This is a genomic window from Oceanipulchritudo coccoides (assembly GCF_010500615.1).
Classification (GTDB): Bacteria; Verrucomicrobiota; Verrucomicrobiia; order Opitutales; family Oceanipulchritudinaceae; genus Oceanipulchritudo; species Oceanipulchritudo coccoides.
In genome coordinates, this window is the sequence record NZ_JAAGNX010000003.1 from 510,301 (window position 1) to 533,790 (window position 23,490).

Consider the following 23,490-nt stretch of genomic DNA (forward strand, 5'->3'; position numbering starts at 1 on the left):
CGGCTAGCCCTTTCGGAGTGCATGCCAGACTTGCAACCAGCCCGCCCTGCCTCTGCTGACACTCGGGGCATGGGCTTTCTGTCTCCGGTAGAGGGCTTCCCCCACAGTTCCCGAGACCACCATGTTCAGGCGGGGGATTTGCGGGGTCTCCCATGAGGAGTAATGCCGGGGTTCCCCGTTGTTCAGGATTCCACTCTGCATCAGTCGTTCGGTTTTCATGCGTCCTCCGGTTTGTAGTTTGTTGGTTAAATTCCCATCTCGGCCATTGCCTCGAGCAGGTTAAAGTCTTCGTCCTCAATTTCACGTTTGCTGCTATCCCAGATCTGGAAGTAGTGCCCAAGTCCCACAAGGCTCACCTTCTTTTCGATCCCTGAGTGATCCTTCAAGGTGTCCGGCAGCAGTATCCGTCCCTGTTTGTCACAGCCAAATTTGTATGCGCGTCCAAAGAGCTTCCGCAGCATGGTCTGCCCGCGGACGTCGCTCTGCTTGATGTGGCTCGCCTTCTCCAGAAGCTCCTGCTGCATATGCGGCGGATAGACGGCAATGCATCCCTCGGGATGGGGCCAGGCAAAGTAGTAGTTCCCGTCATCGCCCGTCACACGCCAGCTTGAAGGAACAGTCACGCGATTTCGCGCATCCAGCTGATGCACGAACTCACCTACGTAAGCCGTTGTCTGTCCGTATTCGATCATCGTGTGCTTTATATGCTCTTGCTCTCCACTTTCACCCATTTCCTGACATTCCGCCCCATTTTCGTCAAGCCTCTTATTGTAAATAACCGAACTTTTCTTTGGCGTAACTTTCTGAAAACAAGGGGCTTAACTGAGTTATTCGCTACTTATTCACAGCCCTTTTCACAGGATTGTTTTGAAGTGCCAGCGGCATTAGGAAATGGCTTAAGGTCGATAAGCAAAGCCATAAGATACTGGTTTATAGCACCTTAAGTAAATTTCACCAAAAACGATCACACGGTTACCAAACACCTCAGGAATCCTCCTCAATGACGACCGGTGTCAAATTGCCCACAGGCTGGAAATCGCTTGAAACAAAGGGATGGGAAGCCACCCGCGGATGGAAAATTTGACAGAGTGTGAAAATTTGCCTCATAAAGCGGCCATGGCGAAAAGGCGCGTACGGCTGGATGAACTTCTTCTGCAAAGAGGGCTGGCGGATTCGCGCAGCCAGGCCAAGGCCCTGATTATGAGCGGCAAAGTCCGGCAGGGAACGCAAATCCTGGACAAGGCCGGGAAGGAGTACCCGGTTGATCTGGACTTGCAGATTGAATCCCCACCGAGGTTTGTCTCACGCGGAGCAGACAAGCTGGAAGGGTTCTTTAAGACGTTCCCACTGGAAGTAAGCGGCATGCGCTTCCTGGATGTGGGTGCCTCCACGGGCGGGTTCACGGACTTTCTCCTCCAGTCAGGCGCCATTGAGGCAACTTGCGTGGATGTCGGTCATGGCCAGCTTCATTACAAGCTGCGAACGGATGACCGGGTGATCAACCTCGAGCGCGTCAATGCCCGGCACTTGAAGCCGGCCCAGCTCCCCCACCCGTCCTATCCGTTGATTGTCATGGATCTCTCGTTCATTTCCTTGAAGCTGATTTTGCCGGTGGTATGGGATTTCCTGGAACCCGGCGGGCGCCTCATTTCCCTAATCAAGCCGCAATTCGAGGCGGGCAAGGCGGAGGCAGACCGCTTCAAGGGCGTCATTACCGATCCCGTCATCCGGGAACGAATCCTCCATGAGATTCTGGACTTCGCGGCGTCGGATCTACCAAACAGCGAGCTCATCGGCTGGTGCGAATCCCCGATCAGCGGCATGAACGGTAACCTTGAGTACCTCGCGGGCTGGACGCGAAATCCCGCCTGAGGGTCTTGACTTTGCCGGTGGCGGCTCCTGAATTCAGGCATGGCCCGGATGAAGCAAATCCTATTTGTCGTAAACAGCGGAAAGCAAGGTGCTGAGCAACTCGCTGGAGAGCTGAGCGGCATGGCCGTGGAAGGCGGATGCACCTCCAATATGATCACTCACTTCCCGCTTGAGGAGGGACAATTGGAGGGCGTCGACCTCTGCGTGGTTGTGGGTGGAGACGGAACCCTTCTCGGGGTTGTGGAATCCGCCTCCAAATGGCAAGTGCCGGTCCTCGGGGTCAATCTCGGGCGTCTCGGTTTCATGGCCAGTTTCTCACCGGAAAATATCAAGGACCATTTTGCCGGTATCCTCGCGGGACAGTTTGATACGAGAATCCTCTCTGTCCTCGCCTGTAAAGGCCCATCCGGGGAGCAGATCCATGCGCTCAACGATATTGTCATCAAAGCGCGCTCTTCCCGTCTGATCCGCTTGGAAGTGCATTGCGAAGCGGAGCATGTGAATACCTATCATGCCGACGGGCTGATCTTTTCCACACCCACCGGATCGACCGCTTATAATTTATCCGCCGGTGGTCCGATTGTCCATCCCTCGGCCGATGTCATGGTCGTCACTCCGATCAATCCCCACACCCTTTCCAACCGGGCGATTGTCCTCGATGATTCGCATATCCTGAAAATCAATGCCGCGGGCGATCCCTCCGATGTACAGATTTCGGCCGACGGGCGGGAAATATTCGGCTCTGTACCAGAATTTCCGATACAAATCCAAATCCAGCCGGAACGCTCCTTCCACCTGGTCCAGCCGGAGGATTATTCCCACTACTATGTCCTGCGCAACAAGCTGCGCTGGACCGGCGACGCGGTCTTCTCAGCCACCAAGGGATGACAGGCTGCCAGCCTCAACGGGAAGGGACATCGAGCGGAACCGGGTTCAGCAGCATGATGGCGATCGCTGCTCCATAGAGGATAATCCCAATAAAGAGAACATACCCTCCTCGCTTGTAACAAGCTGTCTTCAGGTTACGCCGGCGAATGACCCGTAACACCGTCACTTCATTTGACGTATCAAGCCGCTGTGTGGTCCAGCGAAGCGTCATCACCGAGTGGTAAATGTAGAAGGCGCAACCAATCACCACGGCTAGGCCAGCCACGATCAGGATTTGCGCCAGCGTGTTGGTCCCGGCAATGAGACGACCGGAAAACCCGGTAACCGTTATGACAATGCCGCAAAAGCTGAACAAGACCTGGGCACGATTGTGGAGGGTGTTGAACTGGCGCTCAAGGACGCCCATGGCGTCGATCAGGCGGCCCTCACACATTTCCAGGATGCGGGTTGCCTCGGTCTCTCCGTCCATACAGGGAATATCGTCTAATTCGCTTTTCATGACTGGTTTGGGATGCTTAACTGCATCTCCATGCTTAACTCAGTAATTCCTCCCCGCAAGCCCAATCCCGATTCATGAGCGAGACCGGAAAAGATGCCAGGGACCCTTTCAACACAAAGCGTCCCGAGGTGCACGAACTGAAATGGCACCAGAAAATAGTCTTTTATCCGGCTGCATGGAGCCTTCAATTGTATTTCCGCACATGGCGCGTCCGGGTCGATGATATCTCCGGTCAATTCCTCTCCGCAACAACATCACCGCGAATGATTGTCGTCTGGCACAACCGGAGCCTTCCCATGCCTGAGCTGTTCCGGCGTTGTTTTGATCCCTCAAAAATCGCCTGCCTGATCAGCCCGAGCAAAGCGGCGGCGTGGGAGGTCGCCTTTTTCAGACAATTCCGTCTACGGGCTATTCGCGGATCCACGACCCGCCGGAGCGTTCAGGCGGCGCGCGAAATGTTGCGTGAGCTCCGATCGGGCAATGATATCGGGGTGAGCCCGGATGGCCCGTCGGGTCCCTTGTACAGCTTTCAACCTGGTGCAGTGGCCATCGCCCGCAAGGCGAAGGTCCCGGTCATGCTGGCCATCCCCAACACCACAAATGCCCGGCGCCTGAAGACATGGGACCGCCATCTGGTCCCGTGGCCGTTTGCACGAATCGAACTGGCGGTGCGGGTGATTTCCCCCGATGACCCGATCTGGGATAAATCCAACGAGGAAGTGGCGGCCCATTTGCGAGAGGTTTGCCTTGAGATCACGAACGACCCGTTCCATCTTGAATCCCATGAACAAGCACGAGTTGATTGAAAGCCTCCTCTTCGCCGGATTACGTCTCATGGCGGTGGTCTTGTTTTTGACCGGCGGGCTCCAGCTTGTCTTTCAGATTGCCGAGGCATGGTATCGCTTTGATCCGAATTACCTCGGGGAATTCCTCTTCTCGACAATTTTCAGGCCCGTCGTCGTCATTCTTGTCGCCGCGGCCCTCTGTCTTTCCGCGGGATGGATGTCCCGTACCATGGCTAAACCATTCAGCAAAAAGGGGTCATGAAAGGGCCTCAAAAGCCCGCCTTCCTCGGGCTTCTGTTTCTGATATTTCTCTTCGTCCCCCTCTTGCGCGGGCAAGTCAGCGAGGATTTCCTGCAGGTCCATGAGGAGCGGTTGGAAAAGCTGTTTTCCAAACTCGATACGAACAAGCCCGGCATTACCGAGATATTTTCCCAATGGAATTCCGGCGAGCAACTTGCCGCTGCCAGCGCCCTTTGCCGCTATTACGAGCAAAAGGATTTTTCTCTCAAGGTGTTGGATCCTCCGCTCATTCCTGCCAATGTCATCGAGCAGGCGGAGGCCGCAATCGAAAGGAAGTTTTTTCTCCTCAATGAATGGGAGGACGCCCCACTGACTTCGTCGGGAGAAATCGACTGGACAGGACGGGGAGCGCGGAACGACAAGGAACGCGCCTGGATGCTCAACCGTCACGCCTTTCTACTCAGTCTGGCTGAGGCCGAAACACGGACGGGCGAGGAACGCTTCAGGAATGCTTTCAACTCACTCTGGGCGGATTGGATCCGAAACAACCCGTATCCAGACCGGTTGACTTTTTCAGCGCCGTGGCGCGCGCTCGAGGTGGCCCGGCGCATCCTCAACTCATGGACGTATTGTTTTTATGGATACAACACACTTGATGACGAGACACGCCTGCTCGTCTTGTCTTCAATCCTTGATCATGCCGATGCCCTCACAGAACACACCTCCTTCTGGGGCGGAAACCACCTCATCACCGAGAAGATGGCCCTCCTCGCCATGGCCCTCGCCTGGCCGGAGTTTGCCGACTCCTCACGATGGCGCGATGAGGCCATCGGGACAATATCCGCGGAGTTCATTTCCCAGACGTATCCGGATGGCAGCTACAAGGAACTCAGCAACCATTACCAGCGGGTTGTCCTCACCAACACAATCAAGTTCATGAAACTGCTCGAGTCGGCCGATCTCGCAGGACAAGACGTGGCCGTCGTGCAAAGGATTGAGCAGATGTGGGATTTCTTTGCCGGTGTCATGCGCCCCGACGGCTTTGGCCCCCTCAACAACGCTTCTGATACCGAAAATAATGCCGCTTTCCTGCGCGCCGTCTGGGAGCGCTTCAATCGCCCCGATTGGCTTTACATGGCAAGCAACGGCCAGTCGGGCACCGAGCCCGGTGATGTACCATCCCGCCTCTTCGAATGGGCCGGCCAGGCCATCCTCCGAACCGGATGGGAGCGCGACGCAAGCTGGGTCTACTTCGATGCCGGACCGTACGGCACCGCTCATCAGCATGTCGATCGGCTACATGTTAGCGCAGCCCTCAATGGTCGCCAGCTCCTCGTCGACAATGGACGCTACATCTACCAGCCCGGTCCGTGGAAGGATTACTTTCAAGGTCCAGCCGGCCACAATATCCTGCTGCTCGACGGGATGCCCTCGAAACAGGCACCACGGGAAATCAGGTCCCCCTTGGAAATTGCCTTTGAGCAATCGGACACTTTTGCCTTCGCCGCCGCCTCGGCACAATTCGAGCCCGCGGCCCCCCTTGCCTTTCTCACGGGCCTTCAGTCTTCAACGCCATGGACACGCGCTGTCCTCCTCGACCAGCAAGGGCGCTTTGTCCTGATCCTTGACCATCTCCTTTCGTTCCGGAAACAGGAATGGAAAGCCCTGTGGCATTTTCATCCGGATGTCACTCAGGAGGAAGCCAGTTCAGCACTTCTCCTCGTTTCACCGACCAAAGACATCCGGAAGTCCCTGTCCGCCGGTTCCAGCGAGCCGACCATCGCCGGATTCCACAGCCCCGAATACAATCTCAAGCAGCCCGCCGTGCAGATGGAATTCTCCGGCACGCTGGATGGCCCCACCACACTTGTCTGGCTCCTTCGATCACCCCATGCGACCGATCTCCAAATTAAGACTCTTTCCAAGCCAGCCGACCCAATCCAGCATCTGGGTATTCTCCAAAATGGAGCTAAGATTGCCGCTATCCGCCTCCAGATCCATCCCGAGCCACGGCTTATCAGCCTCGAGCTGTTTTAAGCAATCCTGCATAAACAGGAATAATCTTGCCTTGGGCTTTGTTTTTAGTACATTACAAGTATGATACACCACAATGCATGGACCGCCTCCGTCGGTCGATTTCTGTCCCGGACAGGAAAAGCGACCGTCGCTTTCCTGGACCTTGACCTGACAGAAACCAAGTGGGGACATCGCGTCTTGGACCAGATTTTCCGTGAAGGTAAATTCAAAGTAGACCCGGACAGTAAGTCCAAACCTGACGGCTCCCGTCACGCCTGAGCCTCGCTCAGCGGACGCATGTTTCTGAATTTCGCGGCCTTCCCGACTCCGGGTGGGCCGCTTTTTCATGTCCGTCGCACCGGTGCTGAAAGTTCTTGTTGACCCCCGGCAGGGACTGCGGCATCCCCTTGAGGTTTTAATCCATCCGGAACAGGAATCAGATATGCAGGCAGGAATAGTGGGACTTCCCAACGTTGGCAAAAGCACTCTTTTTAACGCGGTTACACGCACACGAAAGGCGGAGGCGGCCAATTATCCATTCTGCACGATTGAGCCGAATGTCGGCATTGTGCAAGTTCCGGACAGCCGCCTTGAACCGCTGGCGAAAATTGCCAAAACGGGAAAGATCATCCCGGCGGCGATTGAGTTTGTCGATATTGCGGGGCTGGTCGCCGGGGCCTCCAAGGGTGAAGGCCTTGGAAACAAGTTTCTCGCGAATATTCGCCAGGTCGACGCCATCATTGAGGTGGTCCGTTGCTTCGAGGATGAGGATATCATTCACAACATGGGCAGCGTGGACCCGGTCCGGGACATCGAGATTATTACGACTGAGTTGGTGCTGGCAGACCTGCAATCCGTTGATAACCAGATTGAGCGCCAATCCCGCAAGGCCAAGGGACAGGACAAGGAGGGAAAGGAGGCCGCCGCCAACGTGGTTCTCCTGGAAAAGGTCAGGGAGCATCTCAATGAAGGCAAGCCGGCCAATGTCATGGATTTGCCCGATGAGGATCGGGCACGCATCAAGCAGTTCTTCCTGCTCACCACCAAGCCGGTCATCTTTGCCTGCAATGTCCTTGAGGACGACGTCGCCGATCCGTCTGCCAATCCCTTTGTGAAAGCCGTCGAGGACTACGTGAAGGCGCATCACGATGCTGCCTCCTGCGTCATTTGTTCAAAGCTTGAAGAAGAGCTCAGCGAAATGGATCAGGCGGAAGCGGATGACTTCCTCAAGGAGCTGGGCGTGGAGGATTCCGGGGCCGGCCAGCTGATCCGCGCCACCTACGACCTTCTCGGGCTGGCGAGCTACTTTACCGCCGGGGAAAAGGAAGCCCGCGCATGGACTTTCCACAAGGGCATGAAAGCGCCCGAATGTGCAGGCGTCATCCATACGGATTTTCAGGACGGGTTTATCAAGGCGGAGGTGGTCGCTTATGCCGACCTGCTCTCCGCGGGGAGCAAGGCGGCGGCACGCGATGCCGGCAAGCTCCGGATCGAGGGGAAAGAATATGTCTTCAAGGATGGGGATGTCGTTGAGTTCCGCTTTAACAAGACAAGTTAACCCAGCCCTTTCATTTTCGGAAATTCTGGTTAAGTTCCCTCGATGAGTCGTCAACGCAGCCCTCAACGCAAAGCCCGGGGATATTTGACCCAGTCCGCGCTGACCATTCCGGGACTGTACCTGTTGGTATTTGGCCTGTGCGGATGGCTGGTCCTGATCGCCAACTTGTTTGGCATCGCCGGGCGAAGCGGTTGGATTTTTCCCGCTGTTGAGGACATTGCAGGCCTGGGGGGAAGTACGGTTCTCCTGCTCTTAATCGGACTGACGCCACTGGCAATACGCCAGACCTTTTTCTCCAAAGGAAAGGAAGGAAAGTGATCAAGTCCGCATACGCCTTCCTCAGCTCCATCAAGTTGACGCTCTTCCTGCTGACCTCGAGCGTCCTGTTGATCTTTTTCGGCACGCTGGATCAGGTCCATTACGGGATTTACTTCACCCAGCAGAAGTATTTCGAGCATGTATTTGTCATCTGGCAATATCCCGCACAGTGGGTGGGATCCGAATACCTGACATGGTTTCATTTGCCGATTCCCGGTGGCTACCTGCTCGGTCCGCTCTTGATCGTCAACTTGTTCTGCGCGCATTTCCGCTACTTTCGTCCGTCGTGGAAGAAGGCGGGCATCCCGCTCATTCACGGCGGTATCATCCTGCTGCTGCTCGGACAGCTCTGGACGCAGCTTCAACAAAAGGAATACTTTCTCTGGCTGGGTGAAGGGGAACGGGGTAATTACGTCGAGTCCTTCCATGCGGATGAGTTTGTCCTCATTGAAAAAGGCCCCGATGGAACGAATAAGATTTTCAGCTGGGACTCGCGGGAACTGAACAATCCCGGCGATACATTAAAAACTGACGGACTCCCTTTCTCAGTGGAAGTTCTCTGGTTTGCGAAAAACGCCGCCATCTTTCCACGCCCTCCAGTGGCGGGAAGCAGTTTTCCACCCATGCCATTCAATCGAGGCCTTGGGGCCGACCGGAATCTGGTCGCAGTCGCCAAGCCTCCCTCCTATGCCGAGGGCGAAAGGAATGTCACTTCCGCCATTGTCCGTCTCATGGACGGTGAACAGGAAGTGGGTACGTGGGTCGTGGCCAACATTTTCCGCCAGACCATCCCGATGCAGGAAGTTTTCCCGTTGCAGACGTTTGAGCACGAGGGAAAGACCTGGGAAATTGCCATGCGCTTCAAGCGCAAATACCTCAATGCCAGTATCGAGCTTCTCGATTTCAAGCACGACCGGTATCCGGGCACGGACATTCCCTACAATTTCTCCAGCGATGTGCGGATTCATGAGCCCGGTACCACCCAGGGCCGCGACACGCTTATCTACATGAATCACCCGTTGCGCTACGACGGACTCACCTTCTACCAGGCTTCGTTTGCCGGCGGCGACACCATGTCCATGTTTCAGGTGGTTCGCAATCCGGCCCGCTGGGTTCCGTACGCGGCCTGTGTCCTGACCACCCTTGGCCTGACTTTGCAGTTCCTGATCAGCTTGTTTGTCCATGCCAGACGCGGGAGGAAAAACTCATGAGCCTGCTTTCCACCCTCAAGACAGTCCGTGGCTGGGTCATTCTTGGGATTTTCATCCTTGCCGGCCTCTTCTTCCTGAAAGACGTTCGCTCACCATCCTATCCGGACAACTGGGAACTCGGCAGATTGGCCGCCCTGCCCGTACAGGAAGGCGGACGTATCAAGCCAGTCGATACAATTGCCCGGACCAGCCTCATGATGATCGCGGGCAAGCAGACCTATCGCGACGCCAACGGGAGCAAGCACGACGCCATCGAATGGTTTGCCGAGCTGATCCTCAATCCGCAATCGGCCGCCAACCGGCAGGTCTTCCGAATCGACCATCCGGATCTGGTCGGCCTGCTCGGATTCCACAACGAGGAACGAAAATATTTCTCGCTGGCTGAGATTTCCCCGCACTTCGATTCGCTCCGGGAACAGTTTGCCAATGTGCCTGAGGAGTCGCACCAGCAGACCACTTTCGACAAGGCGCTCATCAAGTTGCAGAACAGTATCGGGCTCTACGACCGGGTGGCCTACATCTTTGTTCCTCCGCCGTTCTTTGGTAATGCCCAAGGCACCTACCAGATGATTGACCGCGTGTTCCAGGACAGGGCCAGTGCCGAACCGGGTAGCGAGCAATTCGAAACCGTCAACAACGCCCTGCGCCTCTTTGCCGGACAATTCAGCCAGCTGGCACAAGGCGCACATGTGCAGGCTATTCCGCCAGCGGTGGACAATCTTGCCGGCGAATGGGAGTCCCTCGGGGGAAGTCTCCTCACCACCATCCAATCCGGTGCCATCGATCCGGTTGTTGAAGGATGGGCCGAATTGTCAGTCGCCTTCCAGAATAGCGACCCGTTCCGCTTCAGCGCAGCCCTCGACAAGCTCGAGTCACTCTACGACAGCCGCACGGATGAGCGCGCTGCCAAAACGGACTTTGAGACATTCTTCAATAACTTTGCTCCTTTCTACTACTCAATGGAGCTGTATGTGCTGATCTTCATCGTAGCGGCCTTTTCCTGGATGGGCTGGTCAAAGCCACTCGCGAAAACGGCCTTCTGGCTGCTCATGGCGGCATTTCTGGTCCACACGTTTGGCATGGTTGCCCGGATTTATATTCAGGCACGGCCACCGGTCACCAACCTCTATTCCTCGGCCATATTTGTCAGTTGGGCCGCCATTCCCCTTTGCCTGTATCTGGAACGGCGTGCGCTGAACGGCATCGCGGCGGCCGCTGCAGCCCTGCTCGGGTTTTCCACGCTGATCATCGCGCACCACTTGAGCTTTTCGGGCGACACGATGGAGATGATGCGGGCGGTCCTCGATTCCAATTTCTGGCTCGCGACACACGTCCCGACGGTCACCCTCGGTTACAGCGCCACCTTCCTCGCCGGCCTGATAGCCTTCCTTTACATCGTCCGCTCGACCCTCTTTGGCGGAGTCGACAAGGAAACAGAAAAGCTGGCCAATGGGATGGTTTACGGTTCGGTCTGTTTCGCCCTGCTCTTCAGCTTTGTCGGCACAGTTCTCGGCGGCATCTGGGCCGACCAGTCATGGGGCCGCTTCTGGGGTTGGGATCCCAAGGAGAACGGCGCCTTGATGATTGTCCTCTGGAATGCCGTTGTCCTGCATGCACGATGGGGCAAGGCCGCCAGCACGATGGGTATCATGCAATTGGCCATTGTCGGTAACATCATCACCGCCTGGTCGTGGTTCGGCACCAATATGCTCGGTGTGGGCCTCCACTCCTACGGCTTTATGGACGCGGCCTTCCTCTGGCTGATGATCTTCATCCTCTCGCAGGTGCTTGTCATCCTTCTTGGATACAAAAAAACCTGATTGGCCCCTTGGGCCGCGACAGCTTACCTTGGAAAGTAAAACCAACCGCCGGCTAGAGCATCAGTGGTCGGATCCGGATCAAGGAACCAGGTTCCAAGGGAATAACTCCAGACCCACGGAAGATTGCTGATATCCACCGTGCCCAGCCAATCAGCCGTATCAATCAAACCATTCTCCGAAAGAGAATATCCGTGCCAGCCGGGTGCCACAACCTCCCCGATTGAAAAGCCCGTGATATCCATTGTAATGGTGCCACCAGTACTGGAAATGGCCATGCCATTGGAAGTAATGACCGGATGATTGCCTTCATAATTCTGCAGGTACTCGACCATTGCAACTTCTGATCCCACTTCGACGGCAAGATCAACCACAACCCAGAAAAATAATTGAGAAACAGAAAACGGTCCGTATGTCAGCCCCGTGTCATTCTCTTGCGAGGCAACTCGAAAATCAAAGTTCGCGCCAGGCCTTACGCGGACCAGTTCGATGGGCTCGGTCTCCGCGTCCCGAAGGCTCAGGGTCCCCCCAAGGGCAGGACTCGATACAGCCGTGAAAATCTCGACACCCGCAGTGGTGTTTGTCGACCAGGCATTGCTTGCCTCACTGAAGTTCGTCGACTCCAGTCCCGCCTGGGGTGAGGGATTCAGGGAAAAGGTGATCTCAATCGTTTCACCGACTTGCGAAACGCCAGAGGGATCGAAATTCACCACTCCTTCCACAGTCACATCCAGGGCACAGGCCAGTGAACAGGAAAACAACAAACACGACAGGTATATCTTTTTCATAGCGATCGCAGTCCAATAATATGGCTAATAAAGCCTATTAGCTTGTCGAATTCCCTGTAAAGAAAATTTTCCTCAACACCTCAGCCGCAGCACTCAGGATCAGGAATCTTCACCAGATCCTCCCGCCTGATCGGAGGGTGAGTTCACTTGACAAGTTGTCACGAAAAGAGAATACTACCACCATGAAGAAGTCACTCACCGTGGGGGAATTCAAGGCCCGGTTTTCGGATGTGTTGTCAATGGTTGAGGAGGGCGCGACCATCGAAGTCACATACGGCAGGAAGCGAAAGACGGTTGCCGTCCTCTCCCCTCCCCGGACAGCCAGGCCCCGCAAACTTGGCAAGCTCAAGGGTCGTGTGAAAGCGAGCTTTTCAAGGGACTGGAAGATCAGCGAGGAGGAGTTTCTCGGATCATGAAGATTCTTCTGGATACTCACACCCTTATCTGGGCACTCATCGATCCTCAGAAGCTCTCTAAAAAGGCCCGGGAGGCGCTTGAAAATTCTGCCAATACAGTATGCGTAAGTGCCATCAGCTTTTGGGAAATCAGCCTTAAACAAGGGCTTGGCAAGCTGAAGATAACCGGTGCCTCGGCGGAAGAGTTTCCGCAGTTTTGCGAGGAGCAGGGATGGCAGATTCTCCCGCTCGAACCACAGATTGCCGCTTTCTACGGAAAGCTCCCCATCAATGCCCTCCATCGGGATCCCTTTGACCGGATGCTTGCCCATCAGGCGGTGTCTATGGGCAGTCCTCTCGTATCAAAGGATAAAGCGCTTGAGGCATATGCGCCAAATGGCCTTGTCCGGCTCTGGTAAATTTTAAACAATCCAGAATTTCGGGAATAATCCTCCCGGCGAGCCGTCTTCTTTGGTATGAGAGAATGCCTGACGATCCTCGCCTGCCTGTTCTGCCCCCTCGCCTACGGAGGGGTTCCGGACGATCCCGCCAAGGCCATGCCGCTGGAAACGGGCCAACCTGTCCCCAGCGTTGAGCTTCGTACAGTGGATGGGGAGACCGTTGATCTTTCGGTCCTGGCAGACGGACAACCCAGCATCTTTATTTTCTATCGCGGGAGCTGGTGCCCCTACTGCAACAAGCACCTGGCTTCCCTCGGTGATGTCCAGGATGACTTGAAGGCGCTCGGATACCAGATGCTGGCCATCAGTCCCGACAAGCCGGAAGGGCTCAAGGAGGCTGCTGAATCCAACAAGCTAAGCTACACGCTCCTTTCAGACAGCTCTGCCGAGGCGGCCAAAGCATTTGGTCTGGCGTTCAAGGTCGGCCTGGCAACCCGGACCTTGTACAGGGGCTATGGCATCAATCTCGAAGAAGCCTCGGGTGAGGACCATCACATTCTCCCAATACCCGCAGTCTATTTGACTGATGCCGAGGGAATCATCCAATACAAGTACGCCAATACGGATTACAAGGTGCGCCTCTCTGCAGAGGAGCTTCTTAAAGCGGCTGAGAAAAATGCAGCTACTGATGAAAACTAAGCCGCTGAAGAGCATTTCCGTTTTTGGAGTTGTGGCCATGCTATTGATTTCAGGCTGCGCGAGCCCGTCGATAAGCGATCAGGCACAACTCTCCCGATCGGCAATGCTCTTTTCCGACTCACCCGCTCTGGCAGGTTCGGCAGAGCTCATTTCAACGATTGAACCGGGTACCGACAGCCGCGGCGGGGCCAGCGCCTCCGGATGTACCGTTTGCCGATGAAGCGCTCCCTGCTTTCAACCACGCTGTTCTCCTGTCTTGCGCTTGCCGCACTCGCACAGGAATCGCCCTTGCTGGATGCCTCCGGCGAATGGCTTGAAAGTGATGATGTCCGTGTTCAAACGGCATGGACCTCCATCCAGGCACCGTTGGCTGTGGACCTCATGATCAGCGGGCGCGTGGACTACATGGGCCATCGGATTGAGTATCAACCCAACGCACCGATCGATCCCTTCGGCGAAGCGGTGCAAATCGATGAGACCCAGGTCGGGCTCCAATTGGATTTAGAGAAACGAAGAAACCGGCACCAGATAACAGCTTCCTTGAACGCTTATGACGGTTTCCGTAATTTCTCTTCCATCTGGATTGACCGGTATTATCGCCAACAATACGGCCAGGGTGGAATCCCGGGAGTATCCTATGAATCCCCCGAGCCAAAGGGTTTCGGGACTAACTTTTCCTATCGCTATGAAGCCATTCCAGCCGCGGGGTATTTAACCGTTTCCATCGGATTTCTTCGGGACACAGTGGCCCCGGGATACGAGATTGAGGACCTTGGAACTTCCTTTGAACTCGTCCAGGGCGAAGACAGTTTGAACACATGGACCGGATCAATTGAATGGGAGGGTGTGGTCAATTCAAGGGCAAGAACCCGGCAGACCATTAGAATCACCAATACGACGGAAAGAGACCCGCGCTATGGATGGTCAGGTGCCCTCAATTTCCTGATCAGCGACAAATGGATCTCACGCACAAATGGTGCCTACGCGACTGAGGACCCGGACTTTGAGGCGTGGTCGCTTTCGCAGACAATTGAATGTGCGATACATCCCCGCTGGTCGCTCAGCGCGACTTTTCGATATTACAAGGATACCGGCCAAATTGAGGCCGCCAACCTTATCTCATCCGCGGCCCCCGAGTTATCCACCCGTCAGGCCTTCATCGCCCTGCGCTACGAGTCCGAGGATCAACTTTCCAGTTACAGCTTCAGTGTGGGGCCCTACGAAACCCACTACGGGCAAACAGGCATCGGTACCGAACGTTTTTTCTACCTCTATCAGGATCGTGACTGGCTATGGGCCCGCATTTCCGGGCGCATCGTCTTTTAATTCAACCCCCTCATCCCTGTGAAAGTCATAAAATCCATTCTAATTCTCCTCCCGGTAATTCCTGCTCTTCTCATCGCCCAAACCTATCAGGTCGGGGACATCGTGGATGACTACAGCTTCACAGATTATACGACCGGCGAAACGGTTTCCCTTTACGAATTGGGCGAGCAAGGCGGTGTCCTTGTCCTCGAATGGTTTGCCTGGTGGTGCCCGTTCTGCGCGAATGCCGCTGCGAATGTAGAAGAAGGTATTGTCGAGTACTACGCCTTGAGAGGCGGCAATCCCGCCGGCCTCCCGGTCCGCCACATTGGCCTCAATGTGCAGGGAGGAGCCCGATCCCAGAGTGATACCTTTATTGCAAGGTATGGACTTGAAACCGTCATGGAGGATTACAACCGGGACTTCTTTGATCTCTTCTCTCCCAACGGTGGACAGCCCTTGTTTGTCATCATCAATGCCGAGGCAAACTCACCGTCCGCTGAACAATGGGAAGTCCTCTACACACGGCTGAACTACCTCGGCAATGAAGCCCCGGACATTTCGGCCCTCATGCGGCCCGTTATCGACGGCATAGAAGCGGGAGCCCCTGACGCTACTGTCGAAACCACCTTTCCCGGAATCAATAACCCCACCGGAAACTGGTACCAAAGTGAATGGTTCGGAATCTTCGAAGGCTCAAATTTCCCATTCATCAGCCACATGGAATTTGGATACGGATACGTTGAATCGACAAGCGAACCCGAGGTATTCTATTTCTACGATACGGAATGGAAATGGCTCTTCACCAGCAAGGGAATGTACCCCTTCTTCTATTCATTTGAAACGGACAACTGGCTCATCTATTCCCTCGGCTCCATGGGCGAGTGGTTTTTTGACTACAACTCCATGGAATGGCGTAACATGCCTCCCGGATCATAACAGGGAAATTTCCCCGGGAACCTCGATTACTTTGTTCCGGCTCTTTTCGCCGGCGACAATAGTCACTTTACGCTTAAGACAGCCAAAGTGCTTTGCCAGCAGCTCACATAGCGCTTTGTTGGCCTTTCCGTCTTCTGGAACCGCTTGTAGTTTGATTTTCAGTACACCGTCATGGAGCCCGACCACCTGATCGCGACCGGCATTCGGAATGACCCGCACGCTGATCCGACGGGACATCTCCTAAAGCCCGGAATTCGGGTAACTGCCGAGTAGCTTGAGGACCGGACAGATGCCCTCCAGTTCCTCCAGTGCCTCTTTCACATGGGGTTCGTCCTGGTGGCCGATGATATCGACATAGAAATAGTAGTCCCATGCCTTGCGACGGCTCGGGCGCGATTCAATCTTGCAGAGATTAATCCCGCGTGAGCTGAAGGGAGTCAGGGCCTTGAGCAGGCTACCCGCCTCATCGTGGAGTGAAAAAGCAAGACTGGTCTTGTCGCGACCCTCGCCCAGCAGCGGTGTCGGTGTCCGGCCAATAACCAGAAAGCGGGTCACGTTATCGGTCTTGTCCATGACGTTTTCCTCGACGATGGGGACCTTGTACAGCTCGGCGGCGATCCGGCTGGCAATTGCCGCGGCCTCCGGGTTCTTGGCGGCATACTCCACCGAGGCGGCCGTGCTGGCGGAATCCACCAGCTCCACACCGGGCAGCATCCGGGCCAGCCATTGGCGGCACTGGCCGAGGGCATTGTCCTTCGAATGGACACTCTTGATCTTCTCCAGCGGTGACTGGGAGATCAGGCAATGGGAGATCTTCAGGTAGATCTGGGCGACAATGGTCAGCTCGGACTCAACCAGCATGTCGAGCGTACTGATGACGGTTCCCTGGGTGGAATTTTCCACCGGAACCACCCCGTAATCCGCATCGCCCCGACAGACCGAGGTGAAAACATCCGGGACTGAATTCATCGGCGTAAATGGAATGCTGGAACCAAAATTCTTGAGGGCGGCCTGATGCGTGTACGTCGCCTCGGGGCCGAGGTAGGCCACCTTGAGCGGCTTCTCCAGTGAGATTGCCGCGGAAATTATTTCCCGGTAAATGGCGCGTACTGCCTCCGCGGGCAATGGGCCCTGGTTGTTGGCGGTCAGTTTGCCGAAGACCTCCTCCTCGCGGCTGGGCACGTAGACTTCCATCCCGCGCTCAAGCTTGTAATGGCCGACTTTCTGAGCCAGCTGTACACGCTTGTTGAGCCGCTCCAGCAGTTCCTGGTCAATCGAATCGATTTCTTTTCTCAGTGCGTCCAAGTCCATTGTTCAAATAAAGTTAACTACGAATCGCGCGAATCACCCCAATAGATAATTCTATTCTCAAAGTTTTTTGAGTGATTCGAAAGATTCGTGCGATTCGTAGTTGTCATGTTACTCCTGTTCGACTTCGGCAAGGCCCATTTCCTTGTCGGAAATCTGCTCCTCCGGCATTGTGGCCGAACGAATCCATTCGGTAATCTGGTTCGGGGAAAGAACATCGCTTGAGGGCAGTTCCTCAAGGCTCTTCAATCCGCAGAATTCAAGAAATCCGTCCGTGGTTCCATATTGCAGAGGGCGCCCTGGCAATTCTGCCCGCCCAATCACAAAGACCAACTCCCGCTCCATTAACTTGTTCAAGGCGCTATCGGCGGATACCCCGCGAATTGCCTCAATCTCTGAACGGGTCACCGGTTGTCGGTAAGCCACAATCGCCAGGGTTTCCATGGCGGCCGGGCTGAGCCGTTGCGGGCGCGGCTCATCACGGAGCAAGCGGACCCAGTCGGCATAGCGAGGGGAAACCGCGAGCCGGTACCCATTGGGGCCCTCCCTGAGCCGGAATACTTCGTCCGATTCCTTCAGGTCGTCAGCGATGGAGTCCATTGCGTCCCGGATCTGGGCAGAGGTCAGCAGGGAGGGAACCTGGTCCAGCAGGTCGCGCATCACTTCCTGCCCGTCCTCATCAGCCTGTCCCGGGCCATCGGCCGATTCCTCCTGATCTTCCAAATACTGTTCAGCGCGCTCATGGTAGCGCGTGATCACAGCCTGCACATCCTTGATCGAGAGCGGCTCGTTGGTGGAGTGCAGAAGGGTCAGCAAGGTCTTTTTCAGGTCAAATTCCATATTCCAAAAGGGACAATGTGCGATCATTCAACCCCTGCCTCAAATCATGGCAATAGTTCTTTTATGCGATCCTCGGGCAGGTTCAGGCTGACCTCCCCTGCCCTTTTCCGGTTTCTACCCTTGCCAGAAGCCCACTCGTTGGGAGAATTTCGACTGTGTGAATGAGCCGTCCGACACGCCCGTCCCCCAACAACAAGCCAACAATCCCCTCCACGGGATCAAACTTGAGCTGATTGTCACCGACCTTGTCGACAAGTACGGCTGGGAAGAGCTGGCCGAGCGGATCCGGATTCGCTGCTTCCAGTTCGATCCCTCAGTCAAATCCAGCCTCAAGTTCCTTCGGCGAACCCCTTGGGCACGGGAGAAAGTGGAACAACTCTACCTCGACAGTTTCAACCAATCAAATCCATGAGCAGCCAGGAACAGAAAATCAAAATCGGGAAAGTCAGCAGGCTTCGTGTCGTCACCGCTCTCGATTTCGGGCTCTATCTCGATGGAGGTGAGGAGCTTGGGGAGATTCTCCTTCCACTACGCTACGTCCCCGAGGGCTGCGATGTCGATGACTGGGTGGAAGTCTTCCTTTACCTCGATTCCGAGGACCGCCTCATTGCCACCACGGAGACGCCTTACGCAATGGTCAATGAACTGGCCTGTCTGCGGGTTGTCGACACGACGCCCAGTGGGGCCTTCCTTGATTGGGGCCTTTCCAAAGACCTTCTGGTCCCCTTTCGCGAGCAACGGGAGCGCATGGTGCGCGATAGATTCTACATTGTTTACATCTATTTTGATACCGCCAGCGAACGCCTTGTCGCGACCTCAAAGGTCCACAAGTACATCAATGTAAAGGCCAGCAATTACTCCCCGGGTGACGAGGTGAAATTGATTATCGGGAATGAATTTGATCTCGGATACAATGTCATCATCGACAAGCGCTTTGTCGGCGTTGTTTTCCGCAATGAGGTGTTCCAGACCCTCGAACCGGGACAGCACATCACCGGCTACATCAAGGCACAGCGCCCGGACGGCAAAATTGATGTCGAGCTGCAGCGCTCGGGCAATTACGATCCGCGCGAACTCTGGGAACAGGTCATTTCCGAACTGGAAAAGAACGACGGCTTTCTGCCATTCAACGACGCCACCCCGCCCGAGGAAATCTACGAGCGCTTCAAGGTGAGCAAACGGGCCTACAAAAAGGCCATTGGCGGACTCTACAAGCGCCGCCTCATCACCATCGAGGATGGGGGAATCCGGAAAGCTGTAGTTCCGCCTTCGAGCGGTCTTTGAGGCTGGAGTTCCGCCTTCAGGCGGTCTCAGGTTGCAGACCGCCTGAAGGCGGAACTCCAACTATATTCCAAGCGAGACTACAGCCCAACAATTACCATCTTGACCTTATTCTTCAGTCTTTTGTCTTTATCCACTTCACCATGACCGATTCAAAAAACCGCACTTATTCTTCCCAGGTTGTTGACGGATACGACCGGGCACCCAGCCGATCAATGCTCCGGGCCGTTGGCTTCGGGGATGAGGATTTCCAAAAGCCACAGATTGGCATTGCCTCCACATGGAGCGACTTGACCCCGTGCAATATGCACATTGATGACCTCGCCCGGCATGCTGCCTCAGGAGCGGAGGCCGCCGGCGCCAAGCCGGTCTCCTTCGGGACAATCACCGTCTCCGACGGGATCAGCATGGGCACGATGGGGATGCGTTACAGCTTGGTCTCACGCGAGGTCATTGCCGACAGCGTGGAAACCGTGACCGCCGCGGAGGGCTTTGACGGGCTCGTTGCCATCGGCGGGTGCGACAAGAACATGCCGGGTTGCATGATTGCCATCGCGCGCTTGAACCGCCCCGCTGTCTTTGTCTATGGCGGGACCATCTTGCCTGGCCTGCACAAGGACAAGCCGGTCGACATTGTCTCGGTCTTTGAAGCGGTCGGTAAGCGCGCACAGGACCTCATTGACGACAAGGAACTGACAGAGGTCGAGAAATGCGCCATTCCGGGTCCGGGCTCGTGCGGTGGCATGTATACGGCCAACACCATGGCCAGCGCAATTGAAGCAATGGGGATGAGTTTGCCCAATTCCAGCGCCCAGTTGGCCATCTCAAAGGACAAGCGGGAAGATTGTGAAAATGCGGGCAAGGCGGTCTACCACATGATCCAGGCTGGCATCACGCCCAAGCAGATCATGACGCGTAAGGCCTTTGAAAATGCCATCACGGTGACAATTGCCCTTGGCGGATCAACGAACGCGGTCCTGCACCTGCTGGCCATTGCCCACGCAGTCGATGTGGAACTCTCCCTCGATGACTTTTCCGAAATCGGGAAGCGGGTCCCTGTCTTGTGTGACCTCAAGCCGTCCGGCAAATACAACATGAGCCACTTCAGCCGGATCGGCGGAGTGACGCCACTCATGAAGATGCTCCTTGAAAAGGGGCTCCTCCACGGGGATTGCATGACGGTCACCGGCAGGACAATGGCCGAGAATCTCGCTGACGTTCCTCACTACGATGCGGATCAGGACATTGTCATGTCCTTCGAAAACCCGATCAAGGAGGACAGCCACCTGCGTATTCTCTACGGCAATCTCGCTCCGACGGGCGCAGTGGCCAAGATTTCCGGCAAGGAGGGACTCACCTTCTCCGGAAAGGCGATTATTTATGAATCAGAGGAAGCGGCCCAGAAGGGCATCCTCGACAAGACGGTCCAGGCCGGGCATGTCGTGGTCATTCGCAACGAAGGTCCCGTCGGCGGGCCAGGCATGCGCGAGATGTTGGGCCCCACAAGCGCCATCATGGGACGCGGGCTTGGCAAGGAAGTCGCCCTGATCACCGACGGCCGTTTTTCCGGCGGAAGCCATGGTTTTGTTATCGGGCACATCACGCCTGAGGCCGCTGTCGGTGGCCCAATCGGCATTATCAAGGATGGCGATGAGATCACCATCGATGCCAATTCAAACGAGATCAATGTGATCCTCCCGGAAGGTGAGCTGGAAAAGCGACTGGAAGCCTACAAGGCCCCCGGTTGTCCCGAAAAGCGCGGCGTTCTCGCCAAATACGCCGCAACAGTTGCCTCGGCTTCCGAGGGAGCGGTCACTGACAAGTACTTGTCCAAATAAATTTTATGAGCTGGAACACATTTACAGAAAACACCTACGTCAATCAGGAGCTGGATTTCAGCCTCGATTACAGTCTCATGGGCGTTGAGCCCAGCTGGTTTGAGAAGATGGAACCCAAAATGCAGGTTGCCTTTGAGGCCATGCGTGAGCTGGAGGGCGGCGCCATTGCCAATCCGGACGAGGGACGAATGGTCGGCCATTACTGGCTACGTGCGCCGCACAAGGCACCTGATGAATCCATAGAGTCAGCCATCAAGGACTGTCTGCAGAGCATTGAGGCCTTCGCTGGCAGGGTCCACCGGGGCGAAATCACGGGTGCCGGGGGTGCGTTTGAACACCTTCTGGTCATCGGTATCGGCGGTTCCGCACTGGGGCCGCAATTCGTCGCCCAGGCACTCGGTCAACCGGGCGAGGATCGCCTCAAGCTGCACTTCTTTGACAATACCGATCCGGATGGAATGGATCTTACGCTCGCAAACCTGCGCGGCCAGCTTGACCGGACGCTCGCCGTCGTCATTTCAAAGTCAGGCGGAACCCCTGAGACGCGCAATGGCATGCTCGAAGCGGTTCAGGCCTTTCTCACGGAAGGAATTGAGTTTGGGACACAGGCAGTCGCCATCACGGGCGACGGCAGCAAGCTCGATCAAGTCGCCATCGAGGAAGACTGGCTGGCCCGATTCCCCATGTGGGACTGGGTCGGTGGCCGGACTTCGGAGCTTGCCGCAGTTGGGCTTTTTCCGGCCGCATTGCAAGGCCTTGATGTGCGCACCATGCTCAGTGGCGCAGCCGCCATGGACGCATTGACGATTGAACAGGAAACCCGCGAAAACCCGGCTGCCCTGCTCGCCTTGCTCTGGTACCACGCGACCAACGGCAAGGGTGAAAAGGATATGGTCATCCTCCCTTACAAGGATCGGCTGATGCTGTTTTCCAAATACCTGCAGCAGCTCATCATGGAATCCCTCGGCAAGGAAAAGGATCTGGATGGCAACACGGTCTATCAGGGAATTGCCGTATACGGGAACAAGGGATCCACCGACCAGCATGCCTACGTCCAGCAGCTCCGCGAGGGGGTGAATAATTTCTTCGCCACGTTTATCGAAGTCAAAAAGGACCGCGAAGGAGCCTCGATTGATGTCGATGAAGGCACCACTTCCGGGGATTACCTGCACGCTTTCCTTCTCGGTACGCGTGCCGCCCTTGCCGAAATGGGACGCAGCTCCCTCACCATCTCCATTGATGAGGTCAATGCCCGTACCGTCGGTATGCTCATCGCCCTCTATGAGCGCGCCGTCGGGTACTACGCTTCCCTCGTCAATATCAATGCCTACCACCAGCCAGGCGTTGAGGCAGGTAAAAAAGCGGCTGCCGGCTTCCTGAAGCTTCAGGCGGATCTGCTCGCCTTCCTCAAGGATAACAAGGGAAAATACTTCTCCGTTCCCGAGCTAGCTTCCACTCTCAAGGCTGAGGAGCAGGCAGTCACCCTCTTCAAGTTGCTCGAGCACGCACTCCTTAATCCCGCCAAGGGAATTGAAAGAAAGCTAAGCAAAAAACCGTTTGACTCGACGTATGGAATGAGCTAATTCCTGAGCCCATGCAAAGATGGGCCATACTGAGTATCAGCGGAGCGGGCATTTTACTGGGGCTGCTTGTTTGGCGCGAGTGGGCGCATGCGGGCAACCGAAAGGCGTGGGGGGCCGAATCCCAACGGCTTCAGGCAAGCCTTTCGGATACCGTATCCGGGCTTGAGGAGAAAAGAGAGGCGCTGACAACCACCCGGAGGACCCTCGAGGAATTGCAAATCAACCATGATTCCCTGCGTGACCGGGTCACTAATCTTGAAGCACAGCGCAATCACCTGCGGGCCGAGACCAATCGCCAATCAGAGCGGGCCAGGCTGGCTGATTTGGCGGTTAAGGAAATCAAGACCGAGCTGGAAAGTGCACGGCAACAAATACTGGAACTGACCGCCCTGCCCCGCGAGCTGCAGGCTAAGCTGGACCAGGCGGAGGCCCGCCTTAAGGAAATGGAGTCTTCGCTGGATCGTCAGGCGGGACTTCAGTCCCTTTACCCGGCAAGCCTCGATGTGGAAGGAGTGGCCACCGACGGATCAGTTTTTGCCCTGACGGGTCCGCTTCCGGAAGCAAATGCCCTGCCCCTTCCCGTCTATGTCTGCCAGAGGGATTCCATTCGCCTTGAGGGCTGGATCAACCGGCTCGAGAACGGCGTGGCCATTGGGCATGTGGAACAATGGCACTCATCCGCATCCACACTTGTCAAAGGGGAAAAAGTCTTCATCTTACCAAGACATAGATATGAAGCGGACAACTAAGATCATTTTCCTTCTTCTCCTTTCCTTTACCGGCCTGTTCCTCATGAGTGGCTGCCGCAGCCTCGCGGAAGAGGATCCCAACGAGCAGCAAATCCCCTGGGCCACACCGGCTAACTGGGAAGGCCAGCTTCCGGGAATGCCCAGCGGCGGGTTTTAATCG

The 23,490-nt window shown here is 55.8% G+C and carries 29 protein-coding genes; 22 read left to right on the forward strand and 7 right to left on the reverse strand.

The window, feature by feature from the left end:
- Window positions 1-3: 3 nt before the first annotated feature.
- Window positions 4-219 carry a hypothetical protein gene (locus G0Q06_RS12635; RefSeq protein ID WP_163966661.1) on the reverse strand — a complete coding sequence of 72 codons (216 nt, stop codon included), beginning with the start codon at window positions 217-219 and terminating at the stop codon, window positions 4-6.
- A gap of 26 nt (window positions 220-245) precedes the next feature.
- Window positions 246-731 carry a division/cell wall cluster transcriptional repressor MraZ gene (locus tag G0Q06_RS12640; RefSeq protein ID WP_163966663.1) on the reverse strand — a complete coding sequence of 162 codons (486 nt, stop codon included), beginning with the start codon at window positions 729-731 and terminating at the stop codon, window positions 246-248.
- Window positions 732-1,116: 385 nt separating this feature from the next.
- Between G0Q06_RS12640 and G0Q06_RS12645 the strand changes: the two genes are divergently transcribed.
- Entirely contained in the window at window positions 1,117-1,872 is a 756-nt protein-coding gene (locus G0Q06_RS12645; RefSeq protein ID WP_163966665.1) for a TlyA family RNA methyltransferase, read from the forward strand.
- Window positions 1,873-1,920: 48 nt separating this feature from the next.
- On the forward strand, window positions 1,921-2,760 hold the full coding sequence (locus G0Q06_RS12650; protein ID WP_163966668.1) for an NAD(+)/NADH kinase: 840 nt from the start codon (window positions 1,921-1,923) through the stop codon (window positions 2,758-2,760).
- 13 nt (window positions 2,761-2,773) lie between these two features.
- Here G0Q06_RS12650 and G0Q06_RS12655 read toward each other — a convergent pair whose 3' ends face one another.
- Entirely contained in the window at window positions 2,774-3,259 is a 486-nt protein-coding gene (locus tag G0Q06_RS12655; RefSeq protein WP_163965681.1) for a hypothetical protein, read from the reverse strand.
- Window positions 3,260-3,333: 74 nt separating this feature from the next.
- Here G0Q06_RS12655 and G0Q06_RS12660 point away from each other — a divergent pair, with 74 nt between their 5' ends.
- From G0Q06_RS12660 to G0Q06_RS12695, 8 genes are all read left to right on the forward strand, one after another.
- Entirely contained in the window at window positions 3,334-4,065 is a 732-nt protein-coding gene (locus tag G0Q06_RS12660) for a lysophospholipid acyltransferase family protein (RefSeq protein ID WP_163966671.1), read from the forward strand.
- A complete protein-coding gene (locus tag G0Q06_RS12665) occupies window positions 4,043-4,306 on the forward strand; it encodes a hypothetical protein (protein ID WP_163966674.1) in 264 nt (87 codons plus the stop codon). Before G0Q06_RS12660 ends, G0Q06_RS12665 begins: the two co-directional genes overlap by 23 nt.
- The gene (locus tag G0Q06_RS12670; protein ID WP_163966677.1) at window positions 4,303-6,321 is read left to right on the forward strand and encodes an alginate lyase family protein; all 2,019 of its coding nucleotides are present in this window, start codon (window positions 4,303-4,305) and stop codon (window positions 6,319-6,321) included. Before G0Q06_RS12665 ends, G0Q06_RS12670 begins: the two co-directional genes overlap by 4 nt.
- A gap of 60 nt (window positions 6,322-6,381) precedes the next feature.
- On the forward strand, window positions 6,382-6,579 hold the full coding sequence (locus tag G0Q06_RS12675) for a hypothetical protein (protein ID WP_163966680.1): 198 nt from the start codon (window positions 6,382-6,384) through the stop codon (window positions 6,577-6,579).
- Window positions 6,580-6,742: 163 nt separating this feature from the next.
- Window positions 6,743-7,858, forward strand: a complete 1,116-nt coding sequence (gene ychF / locus G0Q06_RS12680) for a redox-regulated ATPase YchF (protein ID WP_163967384.1) — start codon at window positions 6,743-6,745, stop codon at window positions 7,856-7,858.
- A 42-nt stretch (window positions 7,859-7,900) separates the two neighbouring features.
- Complete coding sequence (locus tag G0Q06_RS12685) at window positions 7,901-8,176, forward strand: hypothetical protein (protein WP_163966682.1); 276 nt, start codon at window positions 7,901-7,903, stop codon at window positions 8,174-8,176.
- The gene (locus tag G0Q06_RS14715; RefSeq protein ID WP_163966685.1) at window positions 8,173-9,387 is read left to right on the forward strand and encodes a cytochrome c biogenesis ResB family protein; all 1,215 of its coding nucleotides are present in this window, start codon (window positions 8,173-8,175) and stop codon (window positions 9,385-9,387) included. The genes G0Q06_RS12685 and G0Q06_RS14715 overlap by 4 nt, the downstream gene beginning before the upstream one ends.
- A complete protein-coding gene (locus tag G0Q06_RS12695; protein ID WP_163966700.1) occupies window positions 9,384-11,207 on the forward strand; it encodes a cytochrome c biogenesis protein in 1,824 nt (607 codons plus the stop codon). The genes G0Q06_RS14715 and G0Q06_RS12695 overlap by 4 nt, the downstream gene beginning before the upstream one ends.
- A 23-nt stretch (window positions 11,208-11,230) precedes the next feature.
- Here G0Q06_RS12695 and G0Q06_RS12700 read toward each other — a convergent pair whose 3' ends face one another.
- On the reverse strand, window positions 11,231-11,992 hold the full coding sequence (locus G0Q06_RS12700; RefSeq protein WP_163966703.1) for a hypothetical protein: 762 nt from the start codon (window positions 11,990-11,992) through the stop codon (window positions 11,231-11,233).
- Between the two features lie 182 nt (window positions 11,993-12,174).
- Between G0Q06_RS12700 and G0Q06_RS12705 the strand changes: the two genes are divergently transcribed.
- From G0Q06_RS12705 to G0Q06_RS12730, 6 genes are read left to right on the forward strand one after another with little or no spacing between them, the layout of a single operon-like run.
- Window positions 12,175-12,408, forward strand: coding sequence for a type II toxin-antitoxin system Phd/YefM family antitoxin (locus G0Q06_RS12705; RefSeq protein WP_163966706.1), 234 nt, complete (start codon window positions 12,175-12,177; stop codon window positions 12,406-12,408).
- Window positions 12,405-12,806, forward strand: coding sequence for a type II toxin-antitoxin system VapC family toxin (locus tag G0Q06_RS12710; RefSeq protein WP_163966708.1), 402 nt, complete (start codon window positions 12,405-12,407; stop codon window positions 12,804-12,806). Before G0Q06_RS12705 ends, G0Q06_RS12710 begins: the two co-directional genes overlap by 4 nt.
- A gap of 57 nt (window positions 12,807-12,863) precedes the next feature.
- On the forward strand, window positions 12,864-13,487 hold the full coding sequence (locus G0Q06_RS12715; RefSeq protein WP_163966711.1) for a peroxiredoxin-like family protein: 624 nt from the start codon (window positions 12,864-12,866) through the stop codon (window positions 13,485-13,487).
- Window positions 13,477-13,707, forward strand: coding sequence for a hypothetical protein (locus tag G0Q06_RS12720; RefSeq protein WP_163966714.1), 231 nt, complete (start codon window positions 13,477-13,479; stop codon window positions 13,705-13,707). The genes G0Q06_RS12715 and G0Q06_RS12720 overlap by 11 nt, the downstream gene beginning before the upstream one ends.
- Window positions 13,704-14,813, forward strand: a complete 1,110-nt coding sequence (locus G0Q06_RS12725) for a hypothetical protein (protein WP_163966717.1) — start codon at window positions 13,704-13,706, stop codon at window positions 14,811-14,813. Before G0Q06_RS12720 ends, G0Q06_RS12725 begins: the two co-directional genes overlap by 4 nt.
- 18 nt (window positions 14,814-14,831) lie before the next feature.
- On the forward strand, window positions 14,832-15,731 hold the full coding sequence (locus tag G0Q06_RS12730) for a TlpA family protein disulfide reductase (RefSeq protein WP_163966719.1): 900 nt from the start codon (window positions 14,832-14,834) through the stop codon (window positions 15,729-15,731).
- Here the strand turns inward: G0Q06_RS12730 and G0Q06_RS12735 are convergent.
- The 3 genes from G0Q06_RS12735 to scpB all read right to left on the reverse strand — a co-directional run bounded on the left by G0Q06_RS12735 (window position 15,726) and on the right by scpB (window position 17,906).
- Window positions 15,726-15,968: a DUF167 domain-containing protein gene (locus G0Q06_RS12735; protein WP_163966722.1), complete on the reverse strand. Its 243-nt coding sequence runs from the start codon at window positions 15,966-15,968 to the stop codon at window positions 15,726-15,728. The genes G0Q06_RS12730 and G0Q06_RS12735 overlap by 6 nt on opposite strands.
- Window positions 15,969-15,971: 3 nt before the next feature.
- Entirely contained in the window at window positions 15,972-17,042 is a 1,071-nt protein-coding gene (gene pheA, locus G0Q06_RS12740; RefSeq protein WP_163966724.1) for a prephenate dehydratase, read from the reverse strand.
- Between the two features lie 108 nt (window positions 17,043-17,150).
- The gene (gene scpB, locus G0Q06_RS14640; protein ID WP_275106729.1) at window positions 17,151-17,906 is read right to left on the reverse strand and encodes an SMC-Scp complex subunit ScpB; all 756 of its coding nucleotides are present in this window, start codon (window positions 17,904-17,906) and stop codon (window positions 17,151-17,153) included.
- A gap of 130 nt (window positions 17,907-18,036) precedes the next feature.
- Here scpB and G0Q06_RS14645 point away from each other — a divergent pair, with 130 nt between their 5' ends.
- The 6 genes from G0Q06_RS14645 to G0Q06_RS14560 all read left to right on the forward strand — a co-directional run bounded on the left by G0Q06_RS14645 (window position 18,037) and on the right by G0Q06_RS14560 (window position 23,487).
- On the forward strand, window positions 18,037-18,291 hold the full coding sequence (locus G0Q06_RS14645) for a VF530 family DNA-binding protein (protein WP_163966727.1): 255 nt from the start codon (window positions 18,037-18,039) through the stop codon (window positions 18,289-18,291).
- On the forward strand, window positions 18,288-19,163 hold the full coding sequence (locus G0Q06_RS12755) for a CvfB family protein (protein ID WP_163966730.1): 876 nt from the start codon (window positions 18,288-18,290) through the stop codon (window positions 19,161-19,163). The genes G0Q06_RS14645 and G0Q06_RS12755 overlap by 4 nt, the downstream gene beginning before the upstream one ends.
- Window positions 19,164-19,303: 140 nt before the next feature.
- Window positions 19,304-20,998 carry a dihydroxy-acid dehydratase gene (gene ilvD / locus G0Q06_RS12760; protein WP_163966733.1) on the forward strand — a complete coding sequence of 565 codons (1,695 nt, stop codon included), beginning with the start codon at window positions 19,304-19,306 and terminating at the stop codon, window positions 20,996-20,998.
- A gap of 5 nt (window positions 20,999-21,003) precedes the next feature.
- Window positions 21,004-22,581 (forward strand): glucose-6-phosphate isomerase, encoded by a 1,578-nt coding sequence (locus tag G0Q06_RS12765; RefSeq protein ID WP_163966735.1) that lies wholly within the window; start codon window positions 21,004-21,006, stop codon window positions 22,579-22,581.
- Between the two features lie 11 nt (window positions 22,582-22,592).
- A complete protein-coding gene (locus tag G0Q06_RS12770; RefSeq protein WP_163966738.1) occupies window positions 22,593-23,330 on the forward strand; it encodes a hypothetical protein in 738 nt (245 codons plus the stop codon).
- Window positions 23,314-23,487, forward strand: a complete 174-nt coding sequence (locus G0Q06_RS14560) for a hypothetical protein (protein ID WP_238710820.1) — start codon at window positions 23,314-23,316, stop codon at window positions 23,485-23,487. The genes G0Q06_RS12770 and G0Q06_RS14560 overlap by 17 nt, the downstream gene beginning before the upstream one ends.
- Window positions 23,488-23,490: the final 3 nt, after the last annotated feature.